Origin of the sequence: Salegentibacter maritimus, from assembly GCF_016236915.1 — a bacterium.
In the GTDB taxonomy this organism is placed as follows: domain Bacteria; phylum Bacteroidota; class Bacteroidia; order Flavobacteriales; family Flavobacteriaceae; genus Salegentibacter; species Salegentibacter maritimus.
In genome coordinates this window covers 30,344-47,591 of sequence record NZ_JAEHOK010000026.1, presented here as the reverse complement: position 1 = coordinate 47,591, position 17,248 = coordinate 30,344, and the positions used below count along the sequence as shown (strand labels likewise).

Here is a 17,248-nt window from a genome sequence, read left to right as displayed (position 1 = left end):
GAGAGTGTAAAATAAACTCTGTCTGAATTGAATTATTTATTAATTTCATTCATACAGAATTATGGCAACAAAAGAACAACAAGAATTCGAGAAAAAGGTGCTTGACCAGTTCATGTCAGGCAAAAGCCTTTTTGGTGCAGACGGTGCTTTTGCACCGATGCTCAAGAACGTTATTGAGAAGGCCCTTCAGGCAGAGATGGACTCTCATCTAAGTAGTGATGAACGCTCCAAAGGGAATAAACGCAATGGCAAGGGAAAGAAAAAGCTTAAAAGTGGCTTTGGCTCTTTTGACATTGAAACCCCTGAAGACCGTCAAAGTAGCTTCCAACCGGAACTGGTTAAAAAGCGACAGACGATTCTGGCTGATAATCTTTCAGAAAAAATTATCGGTCTTTATGGACTTGGAATGAGCTACCGTGACATCTCGGGTCATATCAAAGAAATGTACGATACCGATATTTCCCATACGGTTTTAAGCCAGATCACCGATCAGATCATTCCTGATATCAAAGCCTGGCAAAGTCGTCCTTTAGAACCCCTTTACTGTATTGTTTGGCTTGATGCCATGCATTATAAAGTTAAAGTGGATGGAAAGATTGCCCACAAAGCACTTTATAACATCCTGGGTATTACCAAAGAAGGGAAAAAGGAAATCCTGGGGATGTATATCTCTGAGAGCGAAGGTGCTAATTTCTGGCTACAGGTTTTAACCGACCTTCATAACCGTGGATTACAGGATATCTTAATAGCCTGTACAGATAATCTCAAAGGCTTTACACAAGCCATCTTAAGCGTTTATCCAAAGGCTCAGGTTCAGCTTTGTATTGTACACCAAATCCGTAATTCATTGAAGTATATTGCCTCTAAAGATCAAAAAGAGTTTATGAAAGACCTGAAAAAGGTCTATAGGGCTGTCACTAAAGATGTAGCCGAAGATGAGCTATTGAACCTGGAAGGGAAATGGGGTAATAAATATCCTGTAGTTATTGAAAGTTGGCAGCGTAACTGGGAACAGCTATCCCAGTATTTTGAGTATACAGAACCCATTAGGAAGATTATTTACACCACTAATGCCGTAGAGGGCTTCCATCGGCAAATCCGGAAAGTTACCAAAACCAAGGGTGCTTTCACCACTGATATGTCGCTGCTAAAGCTAGTCTACCTGGCCACACGAAACATTGAGAAGAAATGGACCGCTCCTTTGCATAATTGGAGCCTTACGATTCAGCAATTTTATATTAAATTTGGAGACCGGATACCGCTGGACATAAACGCCAATTCCTCTGGGGCTAGCCCCAGAGGAATTGAAACATCAGACAGAGTTTAATTTACAGACCCTTATTTGGCTAGGATCAGTAGCTTTTTTGTTTCTATAGTTGGTATTCTGAAGCTTTTCCACTAGTTAAATTGCTAGTAGATGTGGCAATGCAGGTAGATGTACTATTGCGATAAAACCTAAAATCCTTCTTGTTGTATGAGGGGCTTTTATATGGAGAAACCGTAAAAAAGTCTCTTTTAGATCTACAAATACTCTTCTTTCTTATTAAAACAACAAAAGGAGCCTCTGAAGAAAGCTCCTTTTGTTGTTATAAATTAAATGCGAAAAGAAAAAGTGATTATTTCTCGTCGTCATCATCATCGCTTTTTTCCGGAATTTCCACAATTGGTTCATTGTAATCTGAATCGTCATAATCGTCTTCATCAAACTTGGCCATCGTATTTTCCAGGCGTGTACTTACTTTCACCAGGTAAATAGAGTCTTCGGTTTTCACTTCAACCGCTTCAATAGTTTCATTTTTTGCATTTTTAAATGAAATTATATGGTCGTCGTCATAACCATCGGGGTACTTTTCCACCAGGAGTCCAAGTATTTCTGGAGTTAGTTTTTTGTAATCAACAATAATTCGTTTCATAAATAAGTGTTTATGAGGATGTAGTTAGTATATTAAAAATAACATTTTTAAGTAATAAATCAAGCTTTTTGGTAATATTCAAAAGCATTCCAAATTAACTCGTTGGGCACTTTACAGTCTATCACTGTGTTTCCAATATCTTTTAGAAGGACAAAATTTATATTTCCATGAGAATTCTTCTTGTCATATTTCATTAAATCTATGATCTTTTGAATGTCTTCTTTAGAAAATTCAACTCTATCATAAATGTCTAGAATCTTAAGGCTAATTTCTTTTAATTTATCTTCCGGGAACTCCTGAAGTTCTTTAGATAGGTAGGTGGCCAAAATCATTCCAATGGCAATGGCTTCACCATGAAGCAATGTTGTTTTTTCAGGATGGGTTAAAAAGTAAGACTCTATAGCGTGCCCCAGGGTATGCCCGTAATTTAATGTTTTACGCAGGCCATTCTCTTCGGGGTCTTCAGTAACTACTTTTGCTTTAATTTCTACCGATTCTTTAATTATGCCATCGAGATCCTCTAGCGTAAGCCCACTTAGATTAGTCACTTTATTCCAATAATCTTCGCTACTAATTAAAGCGTGTTTTAAAATTTCTGCCAGTCCGCTTCGCATTTCCGTTTGTGGTAGGGTACCTAGAAATGTAGGATCAATTAGTACCATTTCAGCATGATTAATTACGCCAATTTGATTTTTAAGATTACCCAAATCAACCCCGGTTTTACCCCCTACAGAAGCGTCTACCATAGCCAGTAGGCTGGTGGGAACATTTATATAGCTTATGCCTCTTTTAAAGGTAGAAGCCACAAAACCACCTAAATCGGTTACCACGCCACCGCCAAGGTTAATCATAAGGCTTTTACGATCGGCATCTAAATCAGACAATGCATTCCATAGTCCCGTACAGGTTTCCAGATTTTTATTTATTTCTCCCGCTTCAATTTCTAAAATTTCAATAGCTTCCTGAAATTCTATTTTTTCTGAAAAAACGGCCAGGCAATCCCGGTGTGTATTATTATCTACCAAAAGAAAAATTTTTGAAAGGTTTTCTTCTTTTAAAAAAGTATTTAATTTAATAAAACCATCTTCCTGGAAGTATACCGGACCTTTATTTGCTGCACTATGGGACATAGTTTTTAACGTTTTTAGTATTTAAAATATGGCTTCGAAAATAAGCAGAAATATTCATAATAAAATCAAACTTCAATAATTATATTTGCTACCATTAAGATACGCCCATGATCAAGAGAAAAATCTTTAACGATACAAAAACAGCTTTTAAGTTGAAATCTGATTTAGAGCTGGACCGTGCTATATTTTTGTTTAGCATGATGAATAGGAAAACGTTGGTAGATGCGGGTTCCTGGTTAACTAAGTTTTCATTGAAACTACATTTACCGGTAGAAGGTATAATTAAAAAAACCATTTTTGAACAGTTTTGTGGGGGAATTACCGAAGAAGATTGTAAGCCACTTACCAAAGAGATGTATTCTAAAAAGTTGCATAGCATTCTGGATTATTCGGTAGAGGGAAAAGAAACCGATGAACAGTTTGATGCCGCGTTAAACAAAAAGATGAAACTAATAAAGTTTGCGGCTAAAAGTGAAGAATTGCCTTTTTCTTTATTTAAACCAACCGGGATTGGAAGGTTTGCTATCTGGGAGAAAATTACCGAGCGCGTTAATTTAAGCGAAGATGAAAAGCAAGAATGGGAACGGGTGAAGGAAAGAGTGGATACATTATGCAAATGTGCTTACGAAAACAATGTACGATTATACGCTGATGCCGAGGAAAGTTGGATGCAACTTGCTGCCGACGAACTGATGGAAGACATGATGAGGAAATATAATAAGGATAAGATTCTTATTTATAACACCTTCCAGTGTTACCGTTGGGACAGATTAGAGTATGTGAAAAACCTACATGAAAAGGCCAAAAAAGAGGGCTTTAAAATTGGGGCAAAAATTGTGCGGGGAGCTTATATGGAAAAAGAGAATGCACGCGCGAAGAAATATGGATATACTTCGCCAATTTGCGAAAATAAAGAGGCTACCGATGTTAACTTTAACAGTGTCATGTCTTATTGTTTAGCTAATCTTGATGATATCCACCTGTTTATTGGAACCCATAACGAGGTTAGTAACTATTTGGCTTTGCAGAGTATGGAAGATAAAGGCCTGCCCTTTAACGATAAGCGTATTTGGTTTAGTCAGTTGTATGGTATGAGTGATCATATTAGTTATAACCTGGCTAAAAAGGGCTATAATTCTGCAAAACTATTACCTTTTGGTCCTGTAAGGGATGTAGTGCCTTATTTATTAAGAAGAGCGCAGGAAAACACTTCGGTTAAAGGCCAAACGGGTCGTGAGCTTTCACTTTTACAAGAAGAAAAGAAACGGAGAAAAGGCGAACCTACCAAACACGATAGGGGAGAGCATTAAAATAAAAAGCTGTTTAGAAGTTTTAATTATTATACTCGTCACCCTGAACTTGTTTCAGGGTTTAACATATTTTAATTATCCACATATTAGATTCTGAAATAAATTCAGAATGATGGTTTTAGAAATTTATTGGCACCGCCAAAGGGTGTAATACCCCGAGGCTTGCCTCGAAATTAAAAAAATGTTTCCAACGAATGCCTCGTGGGCTTGCCCCGAGGTAGTTTACTTCCAAACAGCTTTTTTATATCTATTGGTTGAAGCGATTAAGCTTCGGTTTCTTCCATGGTGTGATATACGTTTTGTACATCATCATCTTCTTCCAGTTTTTCCAATAGTTTCTCTACATCGGCAGCTTCTTCCGGGGAAAGCGGTTTTGTAACCTGTGGAATTCTTTCAAATCCTGAAGAAAGAATTTCTATATCCCGGTTTTCCAATTCTTTCTGAATGGCCCCAAAATATTCGAAAGGGGCATAAATATGTATGCCGTCTTCATCTTTAAAAACTTCTTCGGCCCCAAAATCTATAAATTCCAGCTCCAGTTCTTCCACATCCAAACCTTCTGGGTTTAATCTGAAATTGCAGGTGTGATCAAACATAAATTCAACCGATCCTGAAGTTCCCAGGTTTCCGTCACATTTATTAAAATGCGATCTAACATTGGCTACGGTACGATTGTTATTATCTGTGGCAGTTTCCACCAATACAGCGATTCCGTGCGGTGCATAACCTTCAAAAAGTACTATTTTATAATCCCCCTGGTTTTTATCACTTGCCCTTTTAATGGCACGTTCAATATTATCCTTGGGCATATTTACACTTTTCGCGTTTTGGATAACTGCCCTTAGTTTAGCATTGGTATCAGGATCAGGGCCGCCTTCTTTAACGGCCATCACAATATCTTTTCCAATGCGGGTAAAGGCTTTGGCCATTGCAGACCAACGTTTCATTTTACGTGCCTTTCTAAATTCAAATGCTCTTCCCATTTATTCTGAATAAAAAATTGAGACAAAAATAAAAAAAAAGCTTCCAATTCAATTTAAAAATTGAAAGCTTTAAATTTTAATGTACTTTTTTTGTGTTTAGGCTGATGCTTCTACGATTTCTTCAATAGCTTTTGCCAGTTTAAAATCTTTCTCGGTAACACCGTTGGCATCATGGGATGTGAGTGAAATTTCTAATTCGTTATACACATTGCCCCAATTAGGGTGGTGTTGTTGTGCTTCAGCTTCAAAGGCTATTCGCGTCATTACCGTAAATGCCTCTTTAAAATTTGCAAACTGAAAAGAGGTATGAATTGCGTTATTATTGTAAACCCAACCCTCAAGATTTTTCAGTTTTTTGTTGATTTCTTCTTCACTTAGTTTAGTCATGAGAGTTATTTTTATGATTCATCTTTAAATTTAAGCAACTAAAGCCTGAATTTTTAATCTAAATTATTTTTAGTACAAGATTAACACACCTATTGCTTTACAGAAGCTTTAGCAACTTGATGTACCGAAACCTGTAAATTTTCAGGAAGTAAATTCTCTTTAGGTAAAACGGCTAAAAACCTATCGAAATTAGAGTTGTAAATGTTTTTGAAAACTAAATTTTTATACCCCAATACTTCGCAAACCTCTTCAATAAAATCTTTTTGATGTACTAAATCTGAACTGCCCAAATGAAAAACACCCTGTCTTTTTCTATTGATGATATAGTGTATTTGCTGGGTTAGTTTTTCAATTTCGGTAACATTAATAACAACATTGGGAAAAACCTCCAGGGCCTGCCCAAATTCAATTTGCGACTTAATTAATTTTAAACGTGGGGAATTATGCCCAAACACCATAGGGAGGCGTAAAATATTGTATTTATGGTTAGGCAATCTTAATAAGGCATTTTCAATCTTAATTTTAAACCTACCATAGATACTTTGAGAAAGGGTTTTATCATATTCGTAAGATGGGAAGTTGGTAAATGCATCAAATACGTTTGCCGACGAGATAAATAAGAGTTTACAATGATGGGTTAAGATGTAATTTATAATCTCGAAATGTGTATTAATTTGAGCATCGAAACTCCCCCGAACGGCAGAAATTATCACCGTAGGTTTTAAGTTTTGCAAAAGGATTTCAATGTTTTCAGTTTCCATATCGTATTGATGAAACTGATGGTTTTCTTCAAATCCTGCGTTGGGTGTATGGTAGGTGCCGTGTGTATCAAAAAAGGAGCATAGCTCTTTATATAAGGCATTGCCTATAAAGCCGCTTGCTCCTAAAATTAATATTCGTTCCAAAAAAATTAGCCTTTATAAAAGGGTAATTTCACCTGTACGGCAGGAATGGATTTTTTTCTGACTTTTATAAAAATCTTGTTGCCAAATTTAGCAAGTTCGGTAGTTACATAACCTAAACCAATTCCTTTTTCCAGTGAAGGTGACATTGTCCCAGATGTTACTTTGCCAATAACCTTGCCATTTTCATCTTCAATTTCGTAACCCTGGCGTGGTATTCCGCGTTCTTCCAATTCAAAAGCTATTAGCTTGCGTTTTGGCCCTTCTTCCTTTTCTTTTTTTAAGATTTCAGCACTAATAAAGTCTTTGGTAAATTTAGTGACCCATCCTAATTTTGCCTCAATAGGGGAGGTAGTTTCATCTATATCGTTTCCATAAAGACAAAAGCCCATCTCTAACCTTAAAGTATCACGCGCGGCAAGTCCAATTGGTTTTATTCCAAAATCTTTTCCGGCTTCCATTACGCGATCCCAAATTTGCTCGGCATCTTCGTTTTTAAAATAAATTTCAAATCCGCCGCTACCGGTATAGCCCGTAGCCGAAATAATTACCTTGTCAATTCCGGCAAACTCGGCAACTTCAAAAGTGTAGAACTTCATATTGCTAAGATCTACATCAGTGAGTTTTTGCATGGCTTCGGCGGCTTTTGGGCCCTGGATAGCCAGTAGGGAAAACTCGTCTGAAATATCACGCATAGTAGCATCCATCGTGTTATGTTGCGCAATCCAGTTCCAGTCTTTATCTATATTTGAAGCGTTTACTACCAGTAAATACTTTTCGGCATTAATTCTATAAATAATTAAATCGTCTACAATACCGCCTTTTTCGTTGGGCATTACAGTGTATTGTGCTTTCCCATCTACCAATTTTGATGCATCATTAGTAGTTACTTTTTGAATAAGCTCTAAAGCGTGCTCCCCGGTAATGAGAAATTCTCCCATGTGTGACACATCAAAAACACCTAAATTTTCTCGAACATTTTGATGTTCAATATTCACACCTTCATAAGAAACCGGCATATTGTAACCGGCAAAAGGTATCATCTTGGCATTAAGTTCTTTATGCCTTGCGGCTAGGGCAATCTCTTTCATTTTCTTTAAAATTTGCGCTAATTTATTGATTTCGGTTTGAATATAATATTAAAATGGGGTTTTTGTGAAGAATCATTAAATACACTTTAACTAACGCTTGTGTTATAAATTAGTAGCTTTTATAAGCATCTATTGCAACTAAAAATAAATGCTGATATACTTACAATGAATGGTAAAAAATTAGTTTCTAATTGCTTAAAATTAAATGTGTTAGTTTATAGTGGCTGAAGTTTGGTCTTTTAAAAAGTAGCTTTCTGTGTTTAATTTGTAATTTTATAATAGTAAGTAAGCTCGTGGCAAGCCCAAAAAATCATTAAGTCGAAAGATTCTTTATCCCCAGGCAGTCCTGATAACTAACTGTTGAAATAAATCTAAAGTAAAATTCAAGTAATATAATTATGAAAATATTATCTGCCGCACAATTAAATGAAGCCGATAAGATTACTATGGAAACCGAAGGGATTTCCAGTACGCGTTTAATGGAGCGAGCGGCAAGTATGGTTTTTGGTGAAATTCATGAGAGGCTGGAGGGTGCGGATATTGCTATTAAAATTTTCTGCGGAATAGGAAACAATGGTGGCGACGGACTTGTAGTTGCGCGTTTGCTGCATAAATATGGCTATAAAGTGAGCGTGTATGTGGTGAATTATAGCGATAAGCGTTCTGATGATTTTCTGGTGAATTATGATAGATATAAAAAAGAAAGCAATACCTGGCCGGATCTTATAAAAAGAGCCGAAGATTTCCCTGAAGTTGCCCCGGGCGATTTTGTAGTGGATGCCATTTTTGGAATTGGCTTAAACCGCCCTGCCGAAGGTTGGCTTGCAGAATTACTGAGACATATTAATCAGTCTGGTGCTTTTTGTTTGGCGATTGATATGCCTTCGGGCTTGTTTCCGGATAAAGCTCCCGCTAAAGATGCTGCAGTTATTAAAGCGAATTATACGCTTACTTTTCAAACTCCGAAGCTTGTTTTTTATTTACCGCAAACAATGCATTTTGCAGACGAAGTGCAGGTTTTGGATATTGGATTGGACCGCACTTTTTTAAAAGCTGTTAAACCTCTTGCCCAGTTAATAGGTAAACGTGAAGCAAGACAACTTTATAAAGCACGCCCTAAAAATACCCATAAAGGAGACTATGGGCATTGTCTTGTGGTAGGTGGAAGTTATGGTAAAATAGGTAGCATTTCACTTTCGGCCAGAGCAAGCTTAAGAGCCGGAGCAGGCTTGTGCAGTATTTTTTCACCTAAATGCGGCTATACCATTTTGCAAACCACGCTGCCGGAAGCGATGGTAATTACCGATAAAAGTGAGCACGAACTCACCAATATTGAAACAGATTTTGAGCCAGATGTTATTTGTTTTGGAATGGGGGCAGGAAAATCGGCCAATACGGTGAAAGCTTTTAAAACTTTGTTGGGGCAAACCAAAAGCGCTATGCTAATTGACGCTGACGGTTTAAATATGCTTTCTGAAAATAAAGAATTACTAGCATTGCTTCCTAAAAACTCGGTTTTAACGCCGCATCCAAAAGAATTGAAGCACTTAATAGGTGAGTGGGAAGACGATTTTGATAAGATGAAAAAGATCGAAACTTTTACAAAAAAGTATAAATTGATCCTGGTTTTAAAAGGCGCCCATAGCTTTGTTTTTAGCGGAAAGCATATTTATATCAATAACTCAGGAAACCCTGGTATGGCTACCGCCGGAAGTGGCGATGTACTGTCGGGAATTATTGCGGGTTTAATGTCACAAAAATATGAGCCACTTGTGGCGGCTATTTTAGGCGTTTATTTACACGGGCTTTCAGGGGATATTTGTGCTGAAAAACTTGGCTACGAAGCTATGCTTTCCGGTGATATTAGTAACAATTTGGGAAAGGCTTTTTTGGCTTTAATGAAAGATGAAAAAAGAGGCTAGTTATACTTATAAATGTTTAGGTCTTTTATTTTTAAAAATTCTTAAATATTCTGCTTTAAATTTGGATTACATTAGTAGAAATAAGAATTTTGGCAGAGATTTTAGAGAATTGTAAGAAGTTAAAAACTTTTATACACTTTCTATTTTTATAATTAAATAAGCAATCCTTATAAAACCGGGTTTAGCCAGCTATTATTGCTACTGTAATGGCCTCAGGTTAAGTCATGGTGTTTAAAACCATAATTTATGCAATCTCATCATTATATCAGTTCGGCCATTTTAGACTTAGAAATAATTGAAGATATTTTGGTGAATAGAAAAAAATTGGCACTTAGTGAAGAAGCCGAATCTAATATTAAGAAGTCTCGAACGTACTTAAACAAAAAAATTACCGAGAGCGACACTCCTGTGTATGGAATAAATACCGGTTTTGGTGCTTTGTGTAACGTAAAAATAAGTTCGGGTAAATTAACCGAGCTCCAGGAAAATTTGGTTAAATCTCACGCTTGCGGTACAGGTGATAAAGTGAATAAAGATATTGTGAGATTAATGCTTTTGCTTAAAATTCAATCTTTAAGTTATGGGAATTCGGGTGTTGCATTAGAAACCGTTTTAAGGCTAATAAATTTTTACAATCTTGATATTTTACCGGTGGTTTACGAACAGGGTTCGTTGGGAGCTTCCGGAGATCTTGCTCCGCTGGCGCATTTGGCCTTGCCTTTAATTGGAGAAGGAGAAGTTTATTTTGAAGATAAAATAATAAGCGGGTCTGAATTATTGAAAATTCAAAATTGGGAAGCTTTAAAGTTACAATCTAAGGAGGGCTTAGCTTTGCTTAACGGTACACAGTTTATGAGTGCCCATGGGGTATATGCACTGCTTAAATCTTTTAAGCTATCTTATCTGGCCGATCTAATTGGTTCTATATCTATAGATGCTTTTGATTGTAATTTATCACCATTTGATGAATTGGTGCATCTGGCCAGACCGCATAGAGGACAAATTAAAACGGCTGAACGGATTCGAAAATTTTTAGACGATAGCCAAATTGCCAAAAGCGAAAAAGATAATGTACAGGATCCTTACAGTTTTAGATGTATACCACAAGTTCACGGGGCAAGTAAGGATACCTTAAGTTTTGTAAGGAAAACTATCAAAACCGAAATTAATTCGGTTACCGATAACCCCAATATATTTATTGAAGAAGATAAGATTATATCAGGGGGGAATTTTCACGGTCAGCCATTGGCACTTACGCTAGATTACCTGGCAATTGCGATGGCAGAATTGGCTAATATTTCAGAAAGAAGAACTTACCAATTAGTTTCGGGACTTCGGGGCTTACCGGCATTTTTAGTAGAAAATCCGGGTTTGAATAGCGGATTTATGATTCCGCAGTATACCGCTGCGAGTATAGTAAGCCAAAATAAGCAACTTGCAGTTCCTGCCAGTGTAGATTCTATTGTTTCATCAAATGGGCAGGAAGATCACGTGAGTATGGGCGCTAATAGCGCCACGAAACTTCTAAAGGTAGTGGAGAATCTAAATAGTGTTTTAGCTATAGAACTTTTTAATGCTTCGCAAGCGATGCACTTTAGAGAACCGGCAAAAACCTCAGTAATTTTGAGTGAAGTTTTGGCCGGATTTAGAAAGGTGGTGCCCGTATTACATACAGATGTAACTATGGCACCCCATATACAAGCTTCCAGGCGATATCTTAACAATTTTAATTTTACCGAAAATATTTTTGATTAGATTCTAAACTGTATCCAGTTAATGGCCTGGTCTAAACTATCGAATACCGCAAAAGAATCAGGATCGTTGTAGAATTGGCGTTCTACATTGTTAGCATTCAGTTTGATAAGCTCATTTTTACTCACCACTGCAATAGCTTTTAAATTTTTGTCAAGGGCAGAGTGCCTATAGACGAGTGGGTCTACTGCATAGGAGTTCTTTCTTAATGAGATATAACCATAAGGTTTGTTTTTAAAAACTTCTTTGCCAATTTCTAATAATTTGGCGTTGTTTTCGGCATTAAAAAGAACGCCTTCTTTCAATTCAGCGATTAGAATATTTGACAGGATATGAACCTGCCCAAACTCTAATTCCAGAGTTTCTGTAATCATTAATGTAGGGATTAATAGAGTGCGAATTTAATATTTTTCAATGAATTTGATAAAAAAAGGTTATCTGAAAACAAATATTCAGATAACCTCTGTAAAAAGTATTAATCTTCAAAAAAACCTATGACTCCGGCTCTTCAATTTTTTTGTCAATTTTTATGGTCAATTCATTTTTATCTTCATCGAGATCCATAAAAATACTGTCTCCTTCTTTCAATTTAGAAGTAATTATTTCTTCGGCCAGTGCATCTTCAATATATTTTTGAATAGCTCTGTTTAATGGTCTTGCGCCGTACTGTTTGTCAAATCCTTTTTCAGCGATAAAATCTTTGGCTTTATCACTTAAGCTGAGGTTGTATCCAAGACTTCCTATCCTGCTAAATAATTTAACTAATTCAATATCAATAATTTTATGGATATCTTCTCGTTCAAGACTGTTAAAGATTACTACATCATCAATTCGGTTCAAAAATTCTGGAGCAAAAGCTTTCTTTAGCGCGTTTTCAATTACGCCTTTGGCATTTTCATCAGCTTGCGAACGCTGGGAAGCAGTACCAAATCCTACTCCCTGTCCAAAATCTTTTAATTTTCTTGCCCCAATATTAGAGGTCATGATAATAATAGTGTTTCGGAAATCTATTTTTCTTCCAAGGCTATCGGTTAAATACCCATCATCTAATACCTGAAGGAGCATGTTAAATACATCTGGGTGTGCTTTTTCAACTTCATCTAGCAAAATTACTGCGTAAGGCTTTCTGCGCACCTTTTCTGTTAGTTGCCCACCTTCTTCATAGCCAACATATCCGGGAGGTGCACCAATTAACCTGGAGATAGCAAATTTCTCCATATACTCACTCATATCTATTCGTATAAGAGAATCGTCATTATCAAATAATTCCCGTGCTAAAACCTTTGCTAATTGCGTTTTACCTACCCCTGTTTGGCCTAAAAATATGAATGAACCAATGGGTTTATTAGGATCTTTGAGTCCGGCGCGGTTTCTCTGAATAGCTTTTACAACTTTACCAACTGCATCATCCTGCCCAATAACCTTACCTTTAATTTTATGGGGAAGTTCCACCAATTTATTGCTTTCAGTTTGGGCAATACGGTTTACAGGCACTCCGGTCATCATAGAAACCACATCGGCAACGCTGTCTTCATCTACCGTTTCTTTATGCTTTTTAGATTCCTCTTCCCATTTCTCCTGTGCTACCTGAAGTTCTTTTTCGATATTTTTCTCATCGTCCCTAAGCTTGGCAGCTTCTTCATATTTCTGCTTTTTAACAACTGAGTTTTTATTAGCGCGAACCTCTTCAAGTTTCCGCTCCAGGTCTAAAATTTGCTTGGGAACATCTATATTTGTGATATGCACGCGAGATCCGGCTTCATCTAAAGCATCTATAGCTTTATCTGGTAAGAATCTATCGGTCAAATACCTGTTAGTTAGTTTAACACAGGCTTCAATAGCCTCGTCGGTATACGAAACGTTATGGTGCTCTTCGTATTTGTCTTTAATATTATTTAAAATTTCGATGGTTTCTTCTACCGAAGTAGGTTCTACAATCACCTTTTGGAATCTTCTTTCAAGCGCACCATCTTTTTCTATATACTGGCGATACTCATCTAAAGTAGTGGCACCAATGCATTGTATTTCGCCCCTGGCCAGTGCAGGTTTAAACATATTGCTCGCATCTAAGCTGCCTGTGGCACCACCGGCACCTACAATGGTATGAATTTCATCTACAAAAAGAATAATGTCATCATTTTTCTCAAGCTCGTTCATCACGGCTTTCATGCGTTCTTCAAACTGGCCACGGTACTTTGTTCCTGCTACTAAACTGGCAAGATCTAAAGTTACCACACGTTTATCGAAAAGTATTCTGGAAACTTTTCGCTGTACAATTCTAAGGGCCAGACCTTCGGCAATGGCCGATTTACCTACCCCGGGTTCACCGATTAATAACGGGTTATTTTTCTTTCTTCTGCTTAAAATTTGCGAAACCCTTTCAATCTCTTTTTCCCTTCCAACAACAGGGTCGAGCTTATCATTTTCGGCCATGGCGGTTAAATCCCTTCCGAAGTTATCTAAAACAGGAGTTTTTGATTTTTTAGAAGTTTTTCCCGGGCCACTGCCACCACCGCTAAACGGATTGTCTTTTGTTGCATCACCTGTATTGCTGTCATCATCTGAAAACGATTCGGCTGTTGGGCTGTCTTGAAAATCATTTTCATCGCTTGCGGTCATATATTTAAACTGATCTTTAACGCCATCATAATCTACTTTTAGTTTATTTAGTAGTTTAGTGGTAGGGTCGTTTTCGTTTCTTAATATGCAAAGCAATAAATGCGCTGTATTGATATTTGAGCTTTGAAAAAGCTTAGCTTCTAAAAATGTTGTTTTTAAGGCTCTCTCTGCCTGGCGGGTAAGGTGTAAATTCCTTTTCTCGTTAGAAATCACGGTAGATTCAGGATTAGCCGGGCTAAGAATTTCTACTTTACGCCTTAAATGACTTAAGTCTATGTCTAAGGCATTTAAAATATCTATTGCCTTGCCATCTCCGTCTCTAAGCAAGCCAAGCATAAGATGTTCAGTGCCAATAAAATCGTGGCCTAAACGCAATGCTTCTTCCTTGCTGTACGCGATTACATCTTTTACTCTTGGTGAAAAATTATCATCCATCTTTATCTTCCTTTCTCTCTATGATTTATTCAGTACAAATATTTCAAAAATTGTACCTAATCCAATGATATTAGCTAATTGACAAAATTACTTTCAATAATCAAAGGTTAAAATAAGGAACTTATTAACGATAGCGCACTAAATTTTTGTTAATAAAATCTGGTTAAACAATACGTCAAGCAGGGGTTTAGCTGCTATAAAATATGTAAATTGGCACGTTAGATTTGTGAACTAAATTAAATTTTACAATATGGCTGAAGGAGAAAAGCTTATTCCTATAAATATTGAAGATGAAATGAAATCGGCCTACATTGATTATTCAATGTCGGTCATTGTGTCACGTGCTTTACCAGATGTTCGTGACGGCTTAAAACCGGTGCATCGCCGGGTTTTATATGGGATGTATGAACTGGGGGTACTTTCTAATCGTTCCTATAAAAAATCTGCCAGGATAGTTGGGGAAGTTTTAGGTAAGTTTCACCCTCATGGTGATTCTTCGGTTTACGATACCATGGTACGTATGGCGCAACACTGGAGTATGCGGTATATGCTGGTAGATGGGCAGGGTAACTTTGGATCTGTAGATGGTGACAGCCCTGCAGCAATGCGTTATACCGAGGCCAGGATGCGTAAGATTAGCGAGGATATGCTGGCCGATATAGATAAAGAAACGGTAGATACGCAACTGAACTTTGATGATTCTATAAACGAACCGGTTGTACTACCAACTCGTATTCCCAATTTGCTTGTAAATGGTGCCAGTGGTATTGCCGTTGGGATGGCAACCAATATGGCTCCCCATAATATTTCGGAAGTAATAGACGGTACAGTTGCTTATATAGATAATCACGATATAGAGGTAGAGGGGCTTATGGAGCATATTAAAGCTCCCGATTTTCCTACCGGAGGAATAATTTATGGTTACGATGGGGTTCGGGAAGCTTTTAAAACAGGAAGAGGCCGTATTGTAATGCGAGCCAAGTCTAGCCTGGAGGAGATTAATGGTAAAGAATTTATTGTTGTTACCGAAATTCCTTATCAGGTAAACAAGGCAGATATGATTAAAAAGACTGCCGACCTTGTTAATGAAAAGAAAATTGAAGGAATTAGTCTTATCAGGGACGAGTCTGATAGGAATGGAATGCGAATCGTATATCAATTAAAAAGAGACGCCATTCCTAATATTGTTTTAAATACTCTTTATAAACATACTGCTTTACAAACTTCTTTTAGTGTAAATAATATTGCGCTTGTAAACGGTAGACCAGAGATGCTTAATCTTAAAGATATTATTTATCATTTTGTAGAGCATAGGCATGAAGTGGTTGTAAGAAGAACCGAGTTTGAACTTAAAAAAGCCGAAGATCGTGCCCATATCCTGGAGGGGTTAATTATTGCTTCAGATAATATAGATGAAGTTATTGCTCTAATACGTTCTTCTAACAATGCAGAAGAAGCAAGAAATAAATTAATAGAACGTTTTGAGCTTACTGAGGTACAGGCAAAAGCAATTGTTGAAATGCGTTTGCGCCAGCTTACCGGCCTGGAGCAGGATAAACTGCGTGCCGAGTATGATGAAATTATGAAAACCATTGAAGACCTTAAAGACATTCTGGCGCGAAAGGAACGCAGAATGCAAGTAATTAAGGACGAACTTCTGGAAATTAAGGAAAAATATGGGGACGAAAGACGCTCTACTATAGAATACTCAGGTGGCGATTTGAGTATTGAAGATATGATTCCAGATGAGCGTGTTGTAATTACTATTTCCCACGCCGGATATATTAAAAGGACTTCATTAAACGAATACAAAACCCAAAATAGGGGTGGAGTTGGTCAAAAAGGCTCTAATACAAGAAATGAAGACTTTCTAGAATACCTTTTCTCTGGAACAAATCATCAGTATATGCTTTTCTTTACCCAAAAAGGAAAATGTTTCTGGATGAGGGTTTATGAAATTCCTGAAGGAAGTAAAGCATCTAAGGGTAGAGCTATTCAAAATCTTATTAATATAGACCCCGATGATCGTGTAAAAGCATTTATATGTACACAAGATCTTAAAGATGAAGACTACATCAATAAGCATTATGTAATTATGGCCACTAAGAAAGGCCAGGTAAAGAAAACCTCTTTAGAACAATATTCAAGGCCTAGAACCAATGGTATTAATGCAATTACCATTAAGGAAGATGATGAATTGCTAGAAGCAAAATTAACCAATGGTGATAGCCAGGTAATGCTTGCCGTAAGGAGTGGTAAGGCTATTAGGTTTGAAGAAGGAAAAACCAGACCAATGGGAAGAAACGCTTCAGGAGTAAGAGGTATTACTCTTGCCGATGATAAGGATGAAGTGGTAGGAATGGTTTCTGTTGAAGATTTCGATTCTGATATTCTTGTAGTTTCTGAAAATGGATACGGAAAAAGATCCAGTCTGGAAGATTATAGAATAACCAACCGTGGCGGAAAAGGTGTGAAAACAATATCTATTACCGAAAAAACCGGAAACCTGGTTGCTATTAAAAATGTTTCGGATAAAGAGGATATTATGATTATCAACAAATCTGGCATTGTAATAAGAATGGAAGTTGCTAATCTTAGAGTTATGGGGCGTGCAACCCAGGGTGTTAGATTAATTAACCTTAAAGGAAATGACGCCATAGCTGCTGTTGCAAAAGTAATGCATGATGAAGATGATGTAGACTTAATGGATGATGCAGAAAAGACTGTAGATACTGAAGAAAATTCGAATGGCACAACTATTGTAAACGATAGTGAAGAATAACTAAAATAAAAACCAAAACAAG

At 37.1% G+C, this 17,248-nt stretch carries 13 protein-coding genes; 5 read left to right on the top strand and 8 right to left on the bottom strand.

Annotation, left to right across the window (positions count from 1 at the left end; translation table 11 throughout):
- The first annotated feature begins 61 nt into the window (after window positions 1–61).
- Window positions 62–1,327, top strand: coding sequence for an IS256 family transposase (locus I6U49_RS14990; RefSeq protein ID WP_262894938.1), 1,266 nt, complete (start codon window positions 62–64; stop codon window positions 1,325–1,327).
- A 289-nt stretch (window positions 1,328–1,616) separates the two neighbouring features.
- On the opposite strand, the gene I6U49_RS14985 is transcribed toward I6U49_RS14990, so the two are convergent.
- Window positions 1,617–1,913 carry a hypothetical protein gene (locus I6U49_RS14985; RefSeq protein WP_198629442.1) on the bottom strand — a complete coding sequence of 99 codons (297 nt, stop codon included), beginning with the start codon at window positions 1,911–1,913 and terminating at the stop codon, window positions 1,617–1,619.
- Between the two features lie 59 nt (window positions 1,914–1,972).
- Complete coding sequence (gene aroB, locus I6U49_RS14980; RefSeq protein WP_198629441.1) at window positions 1,973–3,043, bottom strand: 3-dehydroquinate synthase; 1,071 nt, start codon at window positions 3,041–3,043, stop codon at window positions 1,973–1,975.
- Between the two features lie 107 nt (window positions 3,044–3,150).
- On the opposite strand from aroB, the gene I6U49_RS14975 reads away from it, so the two are divergent.
- The gene (locus I6U49_RS14975; RefSeq protein WP_198629440.1) at window positions 3,151–4,353 is read left to right on the top strand and encodes a proline dehydrogenase family protein; all 1,203 of its coding nucleotides are present in this window, start codon (window positions 3,151–3,153) and stop codon (window positions 4,351–4,353) included.
- A 263-nt stretch (window positions 4,354–4,616) separates the two neighbouring features.
- On the opposite strand, the gene I6U49_RS14970 is transcribed toward I6U49_RS14975, so the two are convergent.
- From I6U49_RS14970 to gcvT, 4 genes are all read right to left on the bottom strand, one after another.
- Window positions 4,617–5,336 (bottom strand): YebC/PmpR family DNA-binding transcriptional regulator, encoded by a 720-nt coding sequence (locus tag I6U49_RS14970; RefSeq protein WP_193709812.1) that lies wholly within the window; start codon window positions 5,334–5,336, stop codon window positions 4,617–4,619.
- A gap of 96 nt (window positions 5,337–5,432) precedes the next feature.
- Entirely contained in the window at window positions 5,433–5,723 is a 291-nt protein-coding gene (locus I6U49_RS14965; RefSeq protein ID WP_193709811.1) for a 4a-hydroxytetrahydrobiopterin dehydratase, read from the bottom strand.
- A gap of 89 nt (window positions 5,724–5,812) precedes the next feature.
- Entirely contained in the window at window positions 5,813–6,628 is an 816-nt protein-coding gene (locus tag I6U49_RS14960; RefSeq protein ID WP_198629439.1) for a sugar nucleotide-binding protein, read from the bottom strand.
- A gap of 5 nt (window positions 6,629–6,633) precedes the next feature.
- A complete protein-coding gene (gene gcvT / locus I6U49_RS14955) occupies window positions 6,634–7,716 on the bottom strand; it encodes a glycine cleavage system aminomethyltransferase GcvT (RefSeq protein WP_193709809.1) in 1,083 nt (360 codons plus the stop codon).
- 398 nt (window positions 7,717–8,114) lie between these two features.
- Here gcvT and I6U49_RS14950 point away from each other — a divergent pair, with 398 nt between their 5' ends.
- On the top strand, window positions 8,115–9,638 hold the full coding sequence (locus tag I6U49_RS14950; RefSeq protein ID WP_198629438.1) for an NAD(P)H-hydrate dehydratase: 1,524 nt from the start codon (window positions 8,115–8,117) through the stop codon (window positions 9,636–9,638).
- 246 nt (window positions 9,639–9,884) lie between these two features.
- Entirely contained in the window at window positions 9,885–11,393 is a 1,509-nt protein-coding gene (hutH, locus tag I6U49_RS14945) for a histidine ammonia-lyase (protein ID WP_198629437.1), read from the top strand.
- Here hutH and I6U49_RS14940 read toward each other — a convergent pair.
- Window positions 11,390–11,764, bottom strand: a complete 375-nt coding sequence (locus I6U49_RS14940; RefSeq protein WP_198629436.1) for a hypothetical protein — start codon at window positions 11,762–11,764, stop codon at window positions 11,390–11,392. The genes hutH and I6U49_RS14940 overlap by 4 nt on opposite strands.
- Before the next feature lie 118 nt (window positions 11,765–11,882).
- The gene (locus tag I6U49_RS14935) at window positions 11,883–14,444 is read right to left on the bottom strand and encodes an ATP-dependent Clp protease ATP-binding subunit (RefSeq protein WP_198629435.1); all 2,562 of its coding nucleotides are present in this window, start codon (window positions 14,442–14,444) and stop codon (window positions 11,883–11,885) included.
- Between the two features lie 250 nt (window positions 14,445–14,694).
- Between I6U49_RS14935 and gyrA the strand changes: the two genes are divergently transcribed.
- Entirely contained in the window at window positions 14,695–17,226 is a 2,532-nt protein-coding gene (gene gyrA, locus I6U49_RS14930) for a DNA gyrase subunit A (protein ID WP_198629434.1), read from the top strand.
- Window positions 17,227–17,248 lie beyond the last annotated feature (22 nt).